The following is an 18,473-nucleotide window of genomic DNA, read 5'->3' as shown; positions in this document are numbered from 1 at the left end:
ATGCCATTACTTGATATACGCAACCTCACCATTGAACTTGACACCCCTCACGGCCGTGTTAAAGCCCTTGAACGAGTCAGCTTGACGCTAAACCCAGGTGAAGTACACGGCTTAATGGGAGAGTCTGGCTCTGGGCGCAGCTTGCTTGCCAAAGCCATATTAGGCATTGGTGGACATAACTGGAAAATTACCGCTGACCGCATGATGTGGAATGGCGAAAATTTAATGGATATGAGCACCAAACGGCGCCGTAGCCTGATGGGGTCAGAAATCGCGATGATTTTCCAAGATCCAATAAGTAGTCTCGATCCAGCCAAGTCTGTCGGTAGCCAAATCATTGAAGCCATGCCAGACAACCCTGAGGTGTCCTGGTGGCGCAGAGGCCAAGACAAAAAGCTCAATGCCAAAAAGTGGCTGCATAAAGTGGGCATTAAAAACCCCAAAAAGGTGATGTCGAGTTTTGCATGGGAACTGTCAGATGGGATCTGTCAAAAAGTCATGATCGCCATTGCTGTGGCTAACCAACCAAAACTCTTGATTGCTGACGAGCCAACCAACTCGATGGAATTAAGAACTCAAGCGCAAATATATCGCCTACTGAGTAAACTCAATCAGCTTCACAATGTATCTATATTATTGATTAGCCACGAACTCGATACGTTATCTCGCTGGAGCGATAGGTTATCTGTTATGTATTGTGGCCAAATCATGGAGTCGGGGATTACGTCCGAAGTCATAGAGACGCCTTACCACCCCTACACACGGGCACTTTTGGACAATATTCCTGATCATACCAATCCTCAATACCATAAAATGATGGTAGAAACTTTGCCCGGCTCAGCCCCAGCTTTGCAGCACTTACCCATTGGCTGCCGATTAGGCCCACGCTGTCCAGAAGCACAAAAGCGCTGTGTTGCCCAGCCACAACTATGCCGTAAGAAAACTCGCGAGTTTGCCTGCCACTTCCCGTATCACGATGAGCCATGTTATGACGACACCGCTGCTAAAAGTTGATCAACTGAGTAAATCCTATTACACAGGGTATAAGCGTTTTAAGCGTCAATATACCCATGCACTCGAGCCTATCTCATTTGAGCTAAACAAAGGAGAAACCCTCGCGATAGTCGGTGAAGCAGGCTCAGGAAAAAGTACCCTAGCCCGCGTCCTTGTTGGGGCAGAAGTACGCACAAGTGGCGAAATACTGTTTGAAGGCGAAGCACTTGAAAGCCGTAACCTAAAACAGCGATGCAAGCTAATTAGGATGATATTTCAAGACCCAAACACCTCATTAAATCCGAAACTGACCATTGGTGAATTACTTGATGAGCCATTAAAGTTCAATACCGACCTCAACGATGCAGAGCGACGTAAGCAAGTGATTGACCGATTACGTAAGGTTGGGTTATTACCAGAGCATGTCGACTTTTACCCTCACATGATCTCCGAAGGTATGAAGCAGCGGGTAGCGGTGGCTCGCGCATTGATGCTAAACCCTAAAATCATTATTGCGGATGAAGCATTAACGGCGTTAGATCTGTCAGTCCGGTCGCAAATTCTCAATCTATTGTTAAAGCTACAAAAAGAGATGGGGTTATCCTATATTTTTGTATCCCATAATATGAATATCGTTCGTCAATTTGCGGACAAAGTGATGGTATTACACAACGGCAAGATGATAGAAAAGGCACCGACTAACCAGCTTTTTGCAGCCCCTGAGCATGAGTACACCCAAAGATTAATACAAGAGCAAGAAATGTTCTCGTATAAGCGCTAAACTGCTCCAACCACTAGCTATATCAGATCCAAATATTAAAAAACATGTGCCATTTAGGCGTTGTTTATTTATCCTTAGGACACTTTTTCAAGAGAAGCGAAAAACATGATAATCAAACCTAAAACACGCGGCTTTATCTGTACAACCACTCACCCTTTTGGTTGTGAAGCCAATGTACTTGAACAAATTAATATTACTAAAGCTAATGGCCCTGTACATAATGGTCCAAAGAAGGTGTTGGTCGTTGGCTCTTCAAGTGGTTATGGCCTGTCATCTCGTATCGCCGCAGCATTCGGCAGCCAAGCTGCTACATTAGGCGTATTCTTCGAAAAACCAGGAACTGAAAAGAAGCCCGGTACTGCAGGTTGGTACAATTCGGCGGCATTTGATAAATTCGCCAAAGCCGAAGGCCTATATTCAAAGAGCTTAAATTGCGATGCATTTAGTCATGAAGCTAAGCAAAAGGCAATTGAGATCATCAAACAAGACCTTGGCCAAGTGGATATGGTGGTCTATTCATTAGCCTCTCCTGTTCGTAAATTACCCGACACTGGTGAGGTTATCCGTTCGACATTAAAGCCTATCGGTGAAACCTATACCGCCACAGCAGTAGACACCAACAAAGATCTGATCATTGAAACCAGTGTCGAGCCTGCTACAGAGCAGGAAATTGAAGATACTGTAACAGTCATGGGCGGCCAAGACTGGGAACTATGGATCCAAGCACTGTCTGAAGCTGGTGTATTAGCCGATGGATGCAAAACTGTGGCTTACAGCTACATTGGTACAGAAATTACTTGGCCAATTTACTGGCATGGCGCACTTGGCAAAGCCAAAATGGACTTAGACCGTGCGGCGCAAGCCTTAAATAGCCAATTAGCCCAAACTGGCGGTAGTGCAAATGTTGCGGTCCTAAAGAGTGTTATCACTCAAGCTAGCTCAGCGATTCCAGTAATGCCTCTGTATATTGCAATGGTATTTAAGAAGATGCGTGAAGCAGGCTTACATGAAGACTGCATGGAGCAAATTAACCGCATGTTTAACGATCGTCTTTACCGAGCAGATGGTCAAGCACCTGCGGTTGACGATGCTAACCGCCTGCGCCTTGATGACTGGGAACTTAAAGATGAAATTCAACAGCATTGCCGCGACCTATGGCCGTCTGTAACAACAGAGAATTTGGCAGAGTTAACCGATTACCGCGAATACAAACAAGAGTTCTTAAAGCTGTTTGGGTTTGGCGTTGAAGGCGTTGACTACGATGCAGATGTTAATCCAGAAGTTAACTTCGATGTAGAACAGTTTTAAAAAACAGCAGTAAAGTTATTAATTAACCAACTGTAAATAAAAGAAATTTTATCTATGTGCGCCACTTCAAAAAGTGGCGCTTTTTTTTGACCAAACATTAGTAATTACCGCTAAACAAACTAGAATATTGCTGCGTAAACCATTTAGCTAAAAGGAAATATGATGAAAATTAGCGCACGTAACAATCTAGTTGGTAAAGTTAAAGCCATTGAAGTAGGCTCAGTCAACAACGAAGTCGTCATTGAGCTAGCACCAGGTGTAGAGATCACATCTGTTGTGACTAAAGCTTCTTGTGAACAACTAGGTTTAGAAGTTGGCGGTAGTGCTTATGCCATCATCAAGGCAAGCAACGTAATGGTTGCTGTAGATTAATTGCTTAACTAAATTAATCAATAAAAAGGCCAGCATATGCTGGCCTTTTTATTTGGATTACATTCGGTTACTCAACAACCGGATACTCAACCTTGCCTTTGCTTTTTAAGGTTGCTACCACAGCGCGGTAATCATTCTCACTGTACTGAGATGCTAGGCGTTGCTTCATTGAATCAACAACAGCTTGTTCAACATCTTGTGCAGCGTGAACCGCATCCAAAGCCACCACAGCGTAACCATTACCTAATGCAACAGTATCGACAATGGCTTCACTTTGAGGGTGCGCAATTTGGAAAGCCTTATTAACAATAGCGCCGTCAACGTCTGAATCAAAGCGCGTTAGGCCTGTCTTAACTTGTAGCTCCACACCGGCGTCACCGGCTTTAACTGCAGTCATCAAAGTTTGCGCTTCTTCACGGGCTTTATCAATTGCCTTATCTTGTTTTAGACGCTGGGCAATGCCATCCCTAACCTTGTCGTATTCAACCGTACCAGCAGCCGTATGGCTCTTCACACGCACAACCACAACATGATTAGGTGCTACCTCGATAACCTCACTATTCATACCGTCAACTAACACTGATGAAGAAAATGCTTCTTTCATGACATCTGGGTTATTGAGTGGCTCAGGTGCATTATCTCGGGTAAATACTGGCGAAGTTTTCACTTTAACACCGAGCTCAGCAGCGGTCTCAGATAAGGTATCTGGCACTTCATAACTGACGTCAGCCAGTGTTTGTTGTAGACCAAAGAACTTATCAATGGCTTTTTTGTTTTTCAAATCGGCAAAGATTTTGTCTTTTACTTCAGCAAAAGGCGCGGTTTTGCCTTGTTGGATATCAATCGCTTTGATGATGTGATAACCAAAGCTTGTTTTCACAACACCTGAATACTGACCTTTATCAAGCGCAAATAGTGCCTCATCAAACGCAGGCTCCATTACGCCTTGCTCAAACCAATCTAGTTGACCACCTTGCTCACCACTGAAAGTATCTTCAGATTCAGCTTTAGCCAACTCAGCAAAATCTTCTCCCGCAGTCAACTTGGCATAAATCGCATCAGCTTTTGTCTTGGCTGCATCTTCGTCATCACCTAAGTTAACTAAGATATGGCCGGCTAAACGCTTTTCTGGTTGCAGGTATTGACGTTGGTTATCATCATAATAAGCTTGAGCATCTGCATCACTAACTGTCACATCATTGGCCATGTCAGCGGCATTAAGCTCAACATATTCAAGGCTGATTGTTTCTGGTTGGATGAATTGAGATTGATTAGCATCATAATACGCCTTCACTTCTTCATCAGAAACGCTGACGCTGCCTATGTATGGCGTCGCATCTACCACATGATAACGAATATCACGAGTTTGGCCTTGTAGCTCAGCAATGTAATTCGCTTCGCCTGGCAGCACAAATTCTGATCCTACAAGCGATGCAACCAATTGGCGACGCGTCATATCAACACGCATCATGTCTCTAAAGTCACTTGCTTGATAACCAAGTTGCATCAAAATGCGCTGATAGCGGTCATTATCAAACACACCGTCAGTTTGGAAAGCAGGTTCTTGCATAATCGCATCACGGATTTGCTGATCCGAAACAGTTAGTCCCATTTCACTGGCCGCTTGATCCAGCAATTTGTCACCAACTAATCGCTCTAGCACACTTTGCTTAATACTGGCTTGATAAGTTTCATCAGCAGCAAGGGCTTGATACATTTCGCCTAATTGCTGCTCTAGGCGAGCACGCTCATTTTGATAGGCGTTTTCTAACGCACTAACGCCAATCTCTTCACCGTTAACCGTCGCTGCGGCTTGCTCAGTTGAAGATCCTAAATAACTACTTACACCAGTAAATGCAAAGGAAAGTATTACCAGAACTAGAATACTTTTGGCTATCACGCCCTGGGAGCCTTCGCGAATTTTTTCTAACATCTGCCATCTCGCTCGTTGCGATTAATAAAATAAAAAGGCGCATCAATAATTGATTGCGCCTTTTTGTAATTTGTTGCGAGTCCAAAGTCGGTCCTGTTTGGATTTCGCATCATGAGAATGAAACAAACTTCTCTTCTCTATAACTCGTAAAAAGCACTGTTAAAACAGTGCTTGTATATATTACGAGTAAGCCTTACAAAGGCCACACCTTAAACTGGTTTTTAGTTTACGGCGTCTTTCAGCGCTTTACCGGCTTTGAAAGCTGGAATGTTCGCTGCAGCGATTTTGATCTCTTTACCCGTCTGTGGGTTGCGACCAGTACGCTCTGCACGTTGACGAACTTCAAAAGTACCGAAACCAACAAGAGAAATCTTATCGCCATCTTTTAGGCCGTTAGTTACAGCGTCAATGAAAGAGTCTAGTGCACGGCCAGCAGCCGCTTTAGAAATGTCAGCACCAGAAGCGATTTTCTCGATTAGTTCAGATTTGTTCATGTCATCCCCTTGAATGTAATTTTTTTGCACCGCAACCAAAATCCTTCGCTAGAGCGGTCTGCGGAGGCTTTTTATAACAAGCTTGAAAACAAAGTTCAAGCCAAATAGGAAAACCTAAGAAATAAAATTGGAAATTGCCTCAAAACCAGCAGCCTCAAGGGCTGTAGCGTTGAAACTCTCCACAGACCTAGGCTACCACAGCTAGCGGCTAGAAAAAGCCCCTTTTTGCATTTTTTTTAAGGCAATTCTGCAATTTCTTGCGTTAGCCCAAATTTTTAACTACTTCAAAGCCCTCAACTGGTCGCTCTAGCGCCAATTCAAGAACTTCGTCGACCCATTTCACTGGACGAATTTCTAAGTCTGCAATCACGTTTGCTGGAATTTCCTCCAAATCACGCTCATTTTCCTTAGGAATCAGTACCAATTTAGTCCCACCTCGATGAGCCGCAAGTAATTTTTCCTTCAATCCGCCGATAGGGAGCACCTCACCTCGTAAGGTAATTTCACCCGTCATGGCAACATCTGCACGAACAGGATTACCGGTTAAGCTCGATACCAATGCCGTACACATTGCTGCACCTGCCGATGGACCATCTTTTGGTGTTGCACCTTCTGGTACGTGCACATGAATATCACGCTTTTCGTAGAAATCTGGATTAATACCCAACTGCTCAGCTCGCGCTCTTACCACAGTCATGGCCGCTTGAATCGACTCCTGCATCACATCGCCCAAAGAGCCGGTATAAGCCAATTTGCCTTTACCTGGTACTGATGTCGCTTCAATGGTTAACAGATCGCCACCAACTTCAGTGTAGGCAAGACCGGTTACTTGACCAATCTGGTTGTTCGATTCAGCTTTACCATAATCAAAACGCTGTACACCGAGGAACGATTTTAAGTTTTCATCGGTCACTTCGATATGCTTTAGCTTTTTATCCAACAGAATTTGCTTAACGACTTTACGACATATCTTAGATAGCTCTCGCTCTAACGCGCGCACACCGGCTTCACGGGTGTAATAACGTATGATGCCAATAATGGCGCTGTCATCAACGTTAACTTCGCTAACCTTAAGTCCGTTACGTTTAATCTGTTTTGGCAACAAATGCTGCTTAGCAATGTTGAGTTTTTCATCTTCGGTATAACCCGACAAACGAATCACTTCCATACGATCTAATAATGGGCCTGGAATATTCATCGAGTTAGACGTTGCAACAAACATCACATCAGATAAGTCATAATCCACTTCCAAGTAATGATCGCTAAAAGCGGCATTTTGCTCTGGATCGAGAACTTCAAGTAGCGCCGATGATGGGTCACCACGCATGTCAGAGCTCATCTTGTCGATTTCATCTAACAAGAATAATGGGTTTTTAACCCCAACTTTTGACATCTTTTGAATAACTTTACCAGGCATAGAACCGATATAGGTACGACGATGGCCGCGGATCTCAGCTTCATCACGAACGCCACCTAAGGCTACTCGTACATATTTACGTCCAGTCGCTTTAGCAATCGATTGCCCAAGTGATGTTTTACCCACACCTGGTGGACCAACAAGACATAAAATAGGCCCTTTAAGTTGCTTAACTCGGCTCTGTACCGCAAGGTACTCTAAGATACGTTCTTTAACTTTCTCTAGGCCAAAATGGTCAGTGTCTAACACATCTTGTGCTTTGCTTAAATCACGCTTGATTTTAGAACGTTGACGCCAAGGTACTGATACCATCCAATCAACATAACTACGAACAACCGTAGCTTCTGCTGACATAGGGGACATCATTTTTAACTTATTTAGCTCTGAAGTCGCTTTTTCTTGTGCCTCTTGTGGCATACCCGCTTCTTCGATCTTCTTCGCTAACGATTCAAACTCATCGTGGGATTCATCAATATCACCCAACTCTTTTTGAATCGCTTTCATCTGTTCATTGAGGTAATACTCACGCTGGCTTTTTTCCATCTGCTTCTTAACGCGAGAGCGAATACGCTTCTCAACTTGCAGCAAATCGATTTCGGCTTCCATCATAGCCATCAAATACTCTAATCGCTCTGCAACATCGACCATCTCTAACACAGATTGCTTATCATCAAGCTTGAGCGGCATATGCGCAGCCATCGTATCGGCTAAGCGTGCCGCTTCATCGATACCCGAAAGCGACGTCAGTACCTCTGGAGGAATTTTCTTGTTGAGTTTGATGTAGCCTTCAAACTGCCCAACGGCAGAACGCACTAATACCTCTTCTTCTTTCTCAGCCATTTGAGCTGATTCAAGGTATTGGGCCGTAGCAACGAAAAATTCCTCTTCTTGAGTATATTTTTCAATGCGGGCACGCTGACCGCCCTCTACTAGGACTTTTACCGTACCGTCTGGCAATTTCAGCAACTGAAGAATAGAAGCAACCGTGCCGACCTCAAAAATGTCGTCACTGGTGGGCTCATCTAAATCAGCGTCGCGTTGAGCCACTAAAATAATTTGTTTATCTTGCTCCATTGCTGTTTCTAAACAACGGATAGATTTTTCCCGTCCAACAAATAACGGAATAACCATATGGGGATAAACCACCACATCTCTCAGTGGTAGTACGGGGAGTTCGATTCGCGCTTCACGCTCTAAGGTCATAGCTCGATTCCGTTTGATAACAATACTTAGAAGTATATTGGGATGATTTACGCGGTTTCAATGGCAAAAATAAAAAAAGGAGTCACTCGGACTCCTTTTTAATTAACTCGATGCTAACCGAACAAAAATCATTCAGCGCCGGCAGCTTGGTTGTCGCTATTTTCATATATCAAAATCGGTGAAGACTCGCCATTTACCACCGACTCGTCAATCACGACTTTGGCAACATTATCCGTTGATGGCAGATCGTACATGATATCGAGTAAAATGCCTTCTACGATAGAGCGCAGGCCACGAGCACCCGTCTTACGCGTCATCGCCTTTTGCGCTATCGCTTTAAGGGCGTCATCTCTAAACTCTAATTCTACCCCTTCCATATCAAATAGCGCCGCAAATTGCTTGGTCAACGCATTCTTAGGTTGCGATAGGATTTGAATTAAGGCATCAGCATCCAATTCTGCTAACGTGGCAAGTACTGGTAATCGGCCAATAAATTCTGGGATTAAACCGTACTTAACCAGATCTTCTGGCTCGACTTGCATCAAGGTGTCAGAGATAGTGGCTTTATCATCTTCGCCTTTTACTTCTGCACCAAAGCCGATTCCGGTACCCACATGAGAGCGTTGTTCAATCACCTTTTCAAGGCCAGCAAATGCGCCACCACAGACAAACAGAATCTTAGAGGTATCAACCTGCAAAAACTCTTGTTGAGGGTGCTTACGGCCACCTTGGGGTGGTACTGCTGCAACCGTACCTTCAATCAATTTCAGCAGTGCTTGTTGCACGCCTTCACCAGACACATCGCGAGTAATTGAAGGGTTATCAGACTTACGACTGATTTTATCAATCTCATCAATGTAAACGATACCGCGTTGGGCTTTTTCTACATCGTAATCACACTTCTGCAGTAGCTTTTGAATGATGTTCTCGACATCTTCACCTACATAACCCGCTTCTGTCAGCGTAGTGGCATCCGCCATGGTAAACGGCACATTCAGGAACCTAGCCAAGGTTTCAGCCAGTAATGTTTTACCACTACCTGTTGGACCGATTAACAGAATATTACTCTTGCCAAGCTCGACACCGTCTTTCGGCGATGCATTCTTTAACCGTTTATAGTGGTTATATACCGCAACCGACAACACCTTTTTAGCCTTCTCTTGGCCAATTACGTAATCATCTAGGTGTGCTCTAAGCTCGTGCGGTGTTGGTAATTTATCTTGCTCTTGCTTCGGTGAGATCTCTTTAATCTCTTCTCTGATGATATCGTTGCAAAGCTCTACACACTCGTCACATACATATACTGATGGTCCAGCAATTAGTTTTCTGACTTCGTGTTGACTCTTTCCACAAAAAGAGCAGTACAGCAGCTTGCCGCCATCACCAGTACTTTTGTTGTCGCCCATTACACTACCTCTTGCGCAGTCACCGAAACTGCTTAAATCATCTTATTGCTTATTACTGAATCATAGCCCAGCTATAAACAAATATCAGCCCCGTTTGCTCAATACAGAATCAACAAGACCATATTCAGCTGCTTCATCAGCGCTCATGAAGTTATCACGATCGGTATCACGTTCAATGACTTCAAGTGGTTGACCTGTGTGTTCAGCCAACATTTTATTAAGTTTATTTTTGATTCCTAAGATTTCTTGAGCATGGATTGCAATATCCGATGCTTGGCCTTGGAAACCACCTAATGGCTGGTGAATCATAACGCGTGAATTTGGCAAGCAATGACGCTTACCTTCTGCACCACCGGCTAACAAGAATGCGCCCATACTTGCAGCTTGTCCAATACATACTGTGCTTACGTTAGGTTTGATGAACTGCATGGTGTCATAGATAGCCATACCTGCAGTCACAGAGCCGCCTGGCGAGTTGATATACAGGTAAATATCTTTATCCGGACTCTCTGATTCCAAAAACAGTAACTGAGCGACGATAAGATTAGCCATATGCTCTTCAACTTGACCCACTAAAAATATTACGCGCTCTTTTAGTAGTCTTGAATAGATATCATATGAACGTTCACCTTTAGCTGTCTGTTCAACAACCATTGGAACGAGTGCATTTAGTACTGATTCTGGTGCATTTTGCATTATTGACTTCCCTAAATAAAAACGGCTCGCATGAGGAACCTCATACGAGCCATTATAAATGGCTAACTGCCATTTAAGTCAAGCTAAGCTTAAGCGCCAGCAGTAGCCTTGTTCATAAATTCTTCGAAATTGACTGGTTTTTCGGTCAATTTAGCAGATTTTAAGATTTCTTCTACTGCTTGCTCTTCTAATGCAACATTACGCATGTTCTGCATTAGCTCTTGGTTGTTGTTGTAATATTCTACAACTTCACTTGGATCTTCATAAGCAGAAGCCATAGAAGCGATAAGTGCTTGTACACGCTCATCGTCTGCTTTTAGTTCGTTGGTCTTGATCACTTCACCAAGTAATAGGCCAACTTTTACGCGACGCTCAGCTTGCTCTGTGAATAGGTCAGCTGGAAGCTCAGGCATGTTAGCTGCTTGGTCACCAAAACGTTGCATAGCTTGTTGACGTAGTACGTTAACTTCGCCATCGATAAGTGCTTTTGGTAGCTCAATTTCATTGTTAGCTAGCAAACCGTTTAATACTTGCTCTTTAACATTGGCTTTAAGTGCTTGCTCAAGCTCACGGCCCATGTTCTTACGGATTTCAGCTTTAAGCGCTTCTAAACCACCTTCAGCCACACCAAATAGTGAAGCGAACTCGTCGTTAACTTCTGGTAGGTTAGCAGCTTGAACTTCATTTAGCGTAATAGCGAATTTCGCCGCCTTACCTTTTAGGTTCTCTGCATGGTAATCTTCAGGGAAAGTCACTTCGATTTCGAACTCTTCACCCGCTTTGTGACCTTCAACACCAGATTCAAAACCTGGAATCATACGACCACTACCTAGCTCTAGTTCGAAGTCTTCAGCTTTACCGCCTTCAAACTCTTCGCCGTCTACAGAACCAACGAAGTTGATCTTAGCTTTATCGCCTTCTGCAGCTTCACGCTCAACAGCTTCAAAAGTAGCGTGTTGCTTGCGAAGTGTTTCGATCATTGCATCAACGTCTGCATCAGTCACTTCTGAAGTTGGTTGCTCAACTTCAATCGTATCTAGACCTTTTAGTTCTACTTCTGGGTAGATTTCGAACGTAGCAACAAACTTAAAGTTTTCACCTTCAGTTTCACCTGGAGCGAAAGTTGGAGTACCCGCTGGGTTTAGCTTCTCAGCAATGATTGCTTCAACGAAGTTACGCTGCATCACTTCACCAGTGATGTCTTGACGAATGGCTTTACCATAACGCTTGTTGATAACGCTTACAGGTACCTTACCTGGACGGAAACCAGGAAGACGCGCACGCTTTGCTTCATTTTTAAGACTATCGCTTACAGCTTTTTCAATCTGTTCAGCAGGAACAGAAATGGTCAGACGGCGCTCTAGACCTTGGGTTGTTTCAACAGAAACTTGCATTGTTTTACCTCGAAATATGTCAAACGTCCTTTAGGAATAGTCGAATCATCAACTATTCAGGTATTCGTTTCTTGATCTTAAAAATCGACTAGAATGCCCATCAATTCTGAATTTTGGCAGTCATCGCACTGTGTTGTAATTTATCAAGACGCGACATTATAGCGATGCTTTAAGGCAGAGTCGACCTCAAATGACCAATTACAGACGTAAAAAAAGCGACCATAGGTCGCTTTTTTTATTTTCTTCAAAAGAAGTGGGGTGACTGATGGGACTTGAACCCACGACAACCGGAATCACAATCCGGGGCTCTACCAACTGAGCTACAATCACCACTGAACATGGTACGCCCGGCAGGATTCGAACCTGCGGCCATCCGCTTAGAAGGCGGATGCTCTATCCAACTGAGCTACGGGCGCTTCGCTATGAACTAAGTTCATATCCTAACTGGGCGAGATAACGCGTTGCATTATCTAATAATTTGGTCGGTGATAGAGGATTCGAACCTCTGACCCTCTGGTCCCAAACCAGATGCGCTACCGGGCTGCGCTAATCACCGAGTCATTCTTACTGACGATGTTGCCATCGTCGAGAACGGAGCGCATCTTATCCCCTCACATAAAACCCGTCAATGACTTTTTTAATAAACCTTATCTGCTTGCTCATTTTAACGACTAATCGCAAATTTTTTGGCCTTTGTGGCAAAGCAAGCTCTCATCTTAGTCTAGTTGGCATCATTTGCACGGCAATACTGATAAATACTGCGACAGGTTCCAGCTCACATTCTTTGATTATCCGTTTTACAAAACGGTTTGTTGCACAGGTAATTAAATGACAGTTGCTGGCCGCCCTGTTAAAATGGCGCCGTTTTTTATATCGCGCCAGATAAAGGATAGCCTACCCCCATGACAGCCCAAATCATCGATGGAAAAGCAATCGCTCAATCCATTCGAAAACAGCTAACTGAGAAAGTCACTGCCCGCAAAGAGGCAGGACAACGCGTCCCCGGTTTAGCCGTAATACTTGTCGGAGCTGATCCCGCTTCACAAGTTTATGTTGGCAGCAAAAGACGGGCTTGTGAAGAAGTTGGTTTTCTTTCCCAGTCTTTTGATTTACCGAGTGACACCAGTGAAAGTGATCTTTTAGCGTTAATTGATAAATGCAATGAAGACAACACAATCGATGGCATCTTAGTGCAACTGCCTCTGCCCGATCACATTGAAGAGTCAAAAGTGATTGAGCGTATCCGCCCCGATAAAGACGTTGATGGCTTCCACCCTTATAATGTGGGTCGCCTTGCACAACGTATCCCAGTGTTACGTTCTTGCACACCAATGGGCATCATGACACTAATTAAGTCAACAGGGGTTGATACTTATGGATTAGATGCCGTCGTGGTTGGTGCATCTAATATTGTTGGCAGACCGATGACGCTTGAGTTACTACTTGCCGGCTGTACAACTACAACCTGTCACCGATTTACCAAGAATTTAGAGCAGAAAGTTCGCCAAGCTGACTTGGTTGTCGTGGCTGTCGGTAAGCCCGGTTTTATTCCCGGTGAATGGATCAAACCCGGTGCAATTGTGATTGATGTCGGCATCAACCGCTTAGACGATGGCAAACTGGTTGGTGATGTGCAATATGATATAGCAGAGCAAAATGCTAGCCATATTACGCCAGTTCCCGGTGGTGTTGGCCCAATGACAATTGCTAGCCTGCTAGAAAACACTTTATATGCTGCTGAGCAATATCACGACTAGCGCATATCGTGGTCCAAAAAAATGCCTGCTAATTAGCAGGCATTTTTGTTTCAAACATGAGTCACTACTTCTTACGCCAAGTGGTTCCTTCTGGGCCATCCTCAAGCACCACACCTAAGGCATTTAACCCGTCACGGGCAACATCAGCCGCAGGCCAATCTTTTTCAGCACGGGCGCGATTACGCTCAGCGATTAATGCTTCGATTTGCGCGACCTCATCATCACTGCCTTCCCCTTTGAAGAATGCGTCCACATCTTGCTCTAAAATGCCCAAGACATCAGCTAGCTGTTTAAGTGCCACGCCTAGTGCTGAAGCTGCTGCGACATCATCAACTTTAAGACGATTGATTTCGCGTACCATATCAAATAGCACTGAATAGGCTTCTGGGGTGTTAAAATCATCATCCATGGCTTGGTTGAATTTTGCCACAAAAGCTTCAGCAGGCGCAGCTGCAACAGATAAATCTAAACCTTTAAGCGCTGTATAGAGTCGCTCAAGTGCTGAACGCGCTTGTTTCAGGTTATCTTCTGAATAGTTAAGTTGACTGCGATAATGACCAGACAATAAGAAATAACGCACGGTCGCTGCATCATAGTGGCTTAGCACATCTCTGATAGTGAAAAAGTTATTCAACGACTTTGACATCTTTTCTTTATCAACCATCACCATACCGGTATGCATCCAGTAATTAACATATGGCGTGTCATGGGCGCAGCAAGACTGGGCGATTTCATTTTCATGGTGTGGGAATTGCAGATCTGAACCACCACCATGAATATCAAAATGTTTACCCAAATGTTTAGAGTTCATTGCAGAACATTCAATGTGCCAACCTGGGCGTCCAGGTCCCCATGGCGAATCCCATGTAGGCTCTCCGGGTTTAGACATTTTCCACAATACGAAATCCATTGGATCGCGCTTGTTTTCGTCCACTTCAACTCGGGCACCTGCTTGTAGCTGTTCCAAGTTTTGGCCTGACAACTGACCATACTCTGGAAACGACGACACACTGAACAACACATCTCCATCAGCGGCAACGTAAGCGTGACCACGCGCTAACAGTAGCTCTACCATTTCGATGATTTCAGCAATGTGCAAAGTGGCACGGGGCTCGAAATCTGGACGCTTCATGTTCAACGCGTCAAAATCAGCATGCATTTCACCGATTAAGCGCTCTGTTAACGCTTCACAGGTTTCATTATTTTCTGCAGCGCGTTTAATAATTTTATCGTCAACGTCGGTGATATTGCGCTGGAAGTTAACCTCGTATCCACGATAGCGCAAATAACGGACAATCATGTCAAAAGATACAAACGTACGTCCGTGGCCGATATGACACAAGTCATATATGGTTACCCCGCACACATACATGCCGACTTTACCAGGCACTAATGGCTTAAATTCCTCTTTTTGGCGGGTAAGACTGTTGTAGATCTTCAACATTGATGTTCTCTATTGTTTTACATTAATAAAAAAGAACAGTCTATCACCTGAAAATAGACTCTGCTAGGGGCTACAGCCATGTTGTCAGCGTTTTTTTAACCTAAGTTCACAGGCTTGGAAAATAGTTAAATATCCTGTCTGCTAAGCAGCAAACTATAGCGAGACCCAGTTAGCGCTTTAAGCTATGGCACATTTAAGCTAAAATCGCCTGCAATCTTGAAAGACAACTATGTTGAGAATACAAAACATGATCACATTGCAAACCAACCACGGTAATATCATCCTAGAACTTGATACAGAGAACGCCCCTGTTACCGCTGAAAACTTTATCAGCTACGCAAAAGACGGGTTCTTCGATGGGACTATTTTCCACCGTGTCATCGATGGCTTTATGGTTCAGGGCGGCGGATTCACCGAAGATATGGTGCAAAAAACCACCAAAGAAACCATTAAAAACGAAGCTAATAATGGTTTATCTAACACAGTTGGCACCATCGCCATGGCGCGCACTTCTGATCCACACTCTGCAACCGCACAGTTTTTTATCAATGTAAACGACAACACCTTCCTTGATTTCAAATCGGAAACAAGCCAAGGCTGGGGATACTGTGTATTTGGTAAAGTGACCGAAGGCATGGATGTAGTCAATAAAATTAAAGCGGTTAGCACTGGTAATCGCGGTATGCACCAAGATGTACCACTAGAAGCTGTTATCATTGAAAAAGCTATCATTGCTGAATAACCACTAGTGACACAAACCTTGTTTATTGGCGATCTGCATTTAAGTGCAGATCGCCCTGATATCACCCAAGCTTTTTATCATTTCTTAGCCACACAACTGGACGAATGCGACGCGCTGTACATTATCGGCGATCTATTTGAAGTCTGGGTTGGTGACGATATCGCAGAGCCTTTTGCGCTCGAAGTTGCAGATAAGATCAACTATCACACCGCTGGTTTCCCAGTGTACTTTATACATGGGAATCGCGACTTTTTGTTAGGCCAAGCATTTGCAGATCGCGCAGGCATGGTGCTTTTGCCTGAAGTTACAGTAATTGACTTATATCAAACAAAAACGGTTGTATTGCACGGTGATAGCCTTTGCACACTCGATAAGAGTTATCAGCGCTTCAGACGGTTTCGAAACTGGTCATGGGTGAAATTCCTGTATCGACAACTACCTCGAAAAACCCGGCTTAATATAGCGAAAAACCTTCGAGCTAAAAGCCAGCAAAGCAATCAACAAAAAAGCTATACCATCATGGATGTCGAAGGCGACGCGGTCGATAAGCTACTGACCCAGTCTCAATGCAAGCAAATGATTCACGGCCACACCCATCGCCCTTATATTCACCATCTCGCCAATGATAAACAACGTATTGTCGTCGGTGATTGGTATGAACAAAGCAGTGTATTAAGGGTCACCCCTCAAGGCGTAGAACTGATCGCCAGCGCATTTGAATAACTATAATTTGTGAAAAACACCTGCGTGTTGAAATCGCTGCGACCGTAACAACAAAGGTTATCACTGCGAAGTTGTCACTTTCTTTGATGTTTACTCATCAAAAACTCATTGTGCAGGAGCACCACTGTGAAACTGAAAATCGCTATCTTCACTTGAAATCAATTCAGCCTCAATAGCTGCGAAGTGCGCCACTCTTTCACTGATATCAGCATTGGCAATATTCTCAGCCAAGGTTAAATAATCTTGATAGTGGCGAGCTTCTGAGCGCAATAGTGACACGTAAAATCGATTTAACTCATCATCTAAGTATGGCGCTAACTTAGCAAAACGCTCACATGAACGAGCCTCTATAAACGCACCAACAATTAGCTTATCAACTAAAGTGGCAGGTTCGTGAGTGCGTACTTGTCTCATCAACCCTTTAGCATAGCGCCCTGCCCGTCTATTCTCGTAGACAATGCCCCGTTGATGCATGATGGCTAAAACTTGCTCGAAATGATGAAACTCTTCTTTAATCAGACGCACCATTTTATCGACAAGATCAGCGCCATGAGCAAAACCAGGTTTACACACAAGCTCGCCTATCAAATCATTCTTTTTCACATCCCTATTTAAAAATGCTTCAATATCGCGATCTTTTTTATAGACAAAATCCTCAAAAGGCTTAGCCCATTGCAATAGCTGTTCACCACTGGCTTTATCCACCGCATATTTACGCACTAAAAACATCGCTGTCTGTGCTGCCTTAAGCTCACAGTTGCAATGATCGATCAGTAAAGTCGTTAGACTTTCGTTCTGCTTCGCCTTATCTATCCACCGTTCAGGGGTTGAACAGGCCAAAAACTGCTCGATTGGGGCTAAAAGTTGCTGCATAAAAAACCCAAGGTATTAATCTGATTTAGCGAGTTATTTTATCAGTTTTTTACGCTTTAGCCCCATTAATAACGCGCGTTGTTACAAAGTTAGCTTGACTAGGGTGCTTTTTTGTTCAATAAATAAACCATAACAGTTAACAATTTTGTAACTGTAGGGAGCCTAACTGGTCTATTTGGGACATGACCAAAAGGCACAAGAGGTTCGTCTGAAGTTTGGCGAGCACAAGATCAAGCTAAACAAGGATAACAATAATGATATTGAATCACTTAATGGGGTTATACACTCATCCTAAAGAAGAGTGGCAGACTATTGAGCAAAACCATGAAGCAGTAAAGAGCAGTCTCAGTCATATCCTGTTAATTGCGCTTATTCCTGCTGTATGTACCTATTTTGCATCAACACAATTTGGTTGGGATTTAGGAGTTTCTGACCCACTGTTTTTAACCACTAATAGCGCCGCAATGATGTCGGTTGGTATGTACTTTGGCTTGATAGCCGGAGTCTTTGGCCTAGCTTACCTCGCGTTTTGGATGGCAAAAACATTCGATGCCACACCTAGCTTTACTCAAGCGCTTGAGTTAGCCGCTTACACCGCAACACCACTGTTTATGGTCGGATTTGCCGCACTGTATCCTTCACTCTGGTTTATTATGGTCGTTGGCCTAGCCGGCTTATCATATTCTGTGTATCTGTTATACACTGGCGTTCCGATTATCATGAACATTCCAGAAGAGAAAGGCTTTATTTATGCAAGCTCTGTGGTTACTGCCGGGCTTGTGCTGCTGGTTGCTTTGATGGCATCAAGCGTTATTTTATGGAGCTGGGGTTTCGGCCCGATGTATCAATAGCTTTAATGATGACTAGTCCTGAAATAGGTTGACACTTTTTCAGTTTAAAACGCTCGATGAACTTCATCGGGCGTTTTGTATTTTAA

General features: G+C 43.9%; 16 protein-coding genes and 3 tRNA genes. 8 read left to right on the top strand and 11 right to left on the bottom strand.

What is annotated here, in order from left to right:
• The 4 genes from ACHUFW_RS14245 (at position 1) to ACHUFW_RS14230 (ending at position 3,454) form a co-directional block, all read left to right on the top strand.
• On the top strand, positions 1-1,014 hold the full coding sequence (locus ACHUFW_RS14245; RefSeq protein ID WP_394204007.1) for a peptide ABC transporter ATP-binding protein: 1,014 nt from the start codon (positions 1-3) through the stop codon (positions 1,012-1,014).
• Positions 989-1,774, top strand: a complete 786-nt coding sequence (locus tag ACHUFW_RS14240; protein ID WP_394204006.1) for a peptide ABC transporter ATP-binding protein — start codon at positions 989-991, stop codon at positions 1,772-1,774. The genes ACHUFW_RS14245 and ACHUFW_RS14240 overlap by 26 nt, the downstream gene beginning before the upstream one ends.
• Positions 1,775-1,879: 105 nt before the next feature.
• Positions 1,880-3,082 (top strand): enoyl-ACP reductase FabV, encoded by a 1,203-nt coding sequence (fabV, locus tag ACHUFW_RS14235; RefSeq protein WP_394204005.1) that lies wholly within the window; start codon positions 1,880-1,882, stop codon positions 3,080-3,082.
• Positions 3,083-3,244: 162 nt separating this feature from the next.
• A complete protein-coding gene (locus ACHUFW_RS14230; protein ID WP_394204004.1) occupies positions 3,245-3,454 on the top strand; it encodes a TOBE domain-containing protein in 210 nt (69 codons plus the stop codon).
• 67 nt (positions 3,455-3,521) lie between these two features.
• Here ACHUFW_RS14230 and ACHUFW_RS14225 read toward each other — a convergent pair whose 3' ends face one another.
• The 9 genes from ACHUFW_RS14225 to ACHUFW_RS14185 form a co-directional block, all read right to left on the bottom strand.
• Positions 3,522-5,387, bottom strand: coding sequence for a SurA N-terminal domain-containing protein (locus tag ACHUFW_RS14225; protein ID WP_394204003.1), 1,866 nt, complete (start codon positions 5,385-5,387; stop codon positions 3,522-3,524).
• Positions 5,388-5,608: 221 nt separating this feature from the next.
• Positions 5,609-5,881 (bottom strand): HU family DNA-binding protein, encoded by a 273-nt coding sequence (locus ACHUFW_RS14220; RefSeq protein WP_028772356.1) that lies wholly within the window; start codon positions 5,879-5,881, stop codon positions 5,609-5,611.
• A 262-nt stretch (positions 5,882-6,143) separates the two neighbouring features.
• Positions 6,144-8,501 (bottom strand): endopeptidase La, encoded by a 2,358-nt coding sequence (gene lon / locus ACHUFW_RS14215; protein WP_394204002.1) that lies wholly within the window; start codon positions 8,499-8,501, stop codon positions 6,144-6,146.
• Between the two features lie 128 nt (positions 8,502-8,629).
• Complete coding sequence (gene clpX, locus ACHUFW_RS14210; protein ID WP_394204001.1) at positions 8,630-9,907, bottom strand: ATP-dependent protease ATP-binding subunit ClpX; 1,278 nt, start codon at positions 9,905-9,907, stop codon at positions 8,630-8,632.
• Positions 9,908-9,991: 84 nt separating this feature from the next.
• Entirely contained in the window at positions 9,992-10,603 is a 612-nt protein-coding gene (gene clpP / locus ACHUFW_RS14205; RefSeq protein WP_028772353.1) for an ATP-dependent Clp endopeptidase proteolytic subunit ClpP, read from the bottom strand.
• 89 nt (positions 10,604-10,692) lie between these two features.
• Positions 10,693-11,997 (bottom strand): trigger factor, encoded by a 1,305-nt coding sequence (gene tig, locus ACHUFW_RS14200; RefSeq protein ID WP_394204000.1) that lies wholly within the window; start codon positions 11,995-11,997, stop codon positions 10,693-10,695.
• A gap of 254 nt (positions 11,998-12,251) precedes the next feature.
• Positions 12,252-12,327, bottom strand: a tRNA-His gene (locus ACHUFW_RS14195).
• A 9-nt stretch (positions 12,328-12,336) separates the two neighbouring features.
• A tRNA-Arg gene (locus ACHUFW_RS14190) sits at positions 12,337-12,413 on the bottom strand.
• Positions 12,414-12,476: 63 nt separating this feature from the next.
• Positions 12,477-12,553 (bottom strand) — tRNA-Pro (locus ACHUFW_RS14185).
• A 346-nt stretch (positions 12,554-12,899) separates the two neighbouring features.
• Here ACHUFW_RS14185 and folD point away from each other — a divergent pair.
• A complete protein-coding gene (gene folD / locus ACHUFW_RS14180) occupies positions 12,900-13,754 on the top strand; it encodes a bifunctional methylenetetrahydrofolate dehydrogenase/methenyltetrahydrofolate cyclohydrolase FolD (protein WP_394203999.1) in 855 nt (284 codons plus the stop codon).
• A gap of 64 nt (positions 13,755-13,818) precedes the next feature.
• On the opposite strand, the gene cysS is transcribed toward folD, so the two are convergent.
• Positions 13,819-15,198 carry a cysteine--tRNA ligase gene (cysS, locus tag ACHUFW_RS14175; RefSeq protein WP_394203998.1) on the bottom strand — a complete coding sequence of 460 codons (1,380 nt, stop codon included), beginning with the start codon at positions 15,196-15,198 and terminating at the stop codon, positions 13,819-13,821.
• Between the two features lie 247 nt (positions 15,199-15,445).
• Between cysS and ACHUFW_RS14170 the strand changes: the two genes are divergently transcribed.
• Together ACHUFW_RS14170 and ACHUFW_RS14165 are read left to right on the top strand one after the other, a co-directional pair.
• The gene (locus tag ACHUFW_RS14170) at positions 15,446-15,940 is read left to right on the top strand and encodes a peptidylprolyl isomerase (protein ID WP_394204141.1); all 495 of its coding nucleotides are present in this window, start codon (positions 15,446-15,448) and stop codon (positions 15,938-15,940) included.
• A gap of 6 nt (positions 15,941-15,946) precedes the next feature.
• Positions 15,947-16,663, top strand: a complete 717-nt coding sequence (locus ACHUFW_RS14165) for a UDP-2,3-diacylglucosamine diphosphatase (RefSeq protein WP_394203997.1) — start codon at positions 15,947-15,949, stop codon at positions 16,661-16,663.
• A gap of 105 nt (positions 16,664-16,768) precedes the next feature.
• Here the strand turns inward: ACHUFW_RS14165 and miaE are convergent, their stop codons facing one another.
• Complete coding sequence (gene miaE / locus ACHUFW_RS14160) at positions 16,769-17,536, bottom strand: tRNA isopentenyl-2-thiomethyl-A-37 hydroxylase MiaE (protein ID WP_394203996.1); 768 nt, start codon at positions 17,534-17,536, stop codon at positions 16,769-16,771.
• 254 nt (positions 17,537-17,790) lie between these two features.
• Between miaE and ACHUFW_RS14155 the strand changes: the two genes are divergently transcribed.
• Positions 17,791-18,387: a Yip1 family protein gene (locus ACHUFW_RS14155; protein WP_394203995.1), complete on the top strand. Its 597-nt coding sequence runs from the start codon at positions 17,791-17,793 to the stop codon at positions 18,385-18,387.
• Positions 18,388-18,473 lie beyond the last annotated feature (86 nt).

It is taken from the genome of Shewanella waksmanii (assembly GCF_043643685.1).
Classification (GTDB): domain Bacteria; phylum Pseudomonadota; class Gammaproteobacteria; order Enterobacterales; family Shewanellaceae; genus Shewanella; species Shewanella waksmanii_A.
Note: the sequence above shows the minus strand (reverse complement) of the source record. Positions and strands in the feature narration are given on the sequence as shown.

What these genes read in the sequence shown, in the direction of transcription:
- cysS (WP_394203998.1), bottom strand. Translation starts at nt 15,198, where the DNA reads ATGTTGAAGATCTACAACAGTCTTACCCGCCAAAAAGAGGAATTTAAG.
- ACHUFW_RS14170 (WP_394204141.1), top strand. Translation starts at nt 15,446, where the DNA reads ATGATCACATTGCAAACCAACCACGGTAATATCATCCTAGAACTTGAT.
- fabV (WP_394204005.1), top strand. Translation starts at nt 1,880, where the DNA reads ATGATAATCAAACCTAAAACACGCGGCTTTATCTGTACAACCACTCAC.
- ACHUFW_RS14230 (WP_394204004.1), top strand. Translation starts at nt 3,245, where the DNA reads ATGAAAATTAGCGCACGTAACAATCTAGTTGGTAAAGTTAAAGCCATT.
- clpP (WP_028772353.1), bottom strand. Translation starts at nt 10,603, where the DNA reads ATGCAAAATGCACCAGAATCAGTACTAAATGCACTCGTTCCAATGGTT.
- ACHUFW_RS14225 (WP_394204003.1), bottom strand. Translation starts at nt 5,387, where the DNA reads ATGTTAGAAAAAATTCGCGAAGGCTCCCAGGGCGTGATAGCCAAAAGT.
- ACHUFW_RS14245 (WP_394204007.1), top strand. Translation starts at nt 1, where the DNA reads ATGCCATTACTTGATATACGCAACCTCACCATTGAACTTGACACCCCT.
- ACHUFW_RS14220 (WP_028772356.1), bottom strand. Translation starts at nt 5,881, where the DNA reads ATGAACAAATCTGAACTAATCGAGAAAATCGCTTCTGGTGCTGACATT.
- lon (WP_394204002.1), bottom strand. Translation starts at nt 8,501, where the DNA reads ATGACCTTAGAGCGTGAAGCGCGAATCGAACTCCCCGTACTACCACTG.
- clpX (WP_394204001.1), bottom strand. Translation starts at nt 9,907, where the DNA reads ATGGGCGACAACAAAAGTACTGGTGATGGCGGCAAGCTGCTGTACTGC.
- miaE (WP_394203996.1), bottom strand. Translation starts at nt 17,536, where the DNA reads ATGCAGCAACTTTTAGCCCCAATCGAGCAGTTTTTGGCCTGTTCAACC.
- ACHUFW_RS14155 (WP_394203995.1), top strand. Translation starts at nt 17,791, where the DNA reads ATGATATTGAATCACTTAATGGGGTTATACACTCATCCTAAAGAAGAG.
- folD (WP_394203999.1), top strand. Translation starts at nt 12,900, where the DNA reads ATGACAGCCCAAATCATCGATGGAAAAGCAATCGCTCAATCCATTCGA.
- ACHUFW_RS14240 (WP_394204006.1), top strand. Translation starts at nt 989, where the DNA reads ATGACGACACCGCTGCTAAAAGTTGATCAACTGAGTAAATCCTATTAC.
- tig (WP_394204000.1), bottom strand. Translation starts at nt 11,997, where the DNA reads ATGCAAGTTTCTGTTGAAACAACCCAAGGTCTAGAGCGCCGTCTGACC.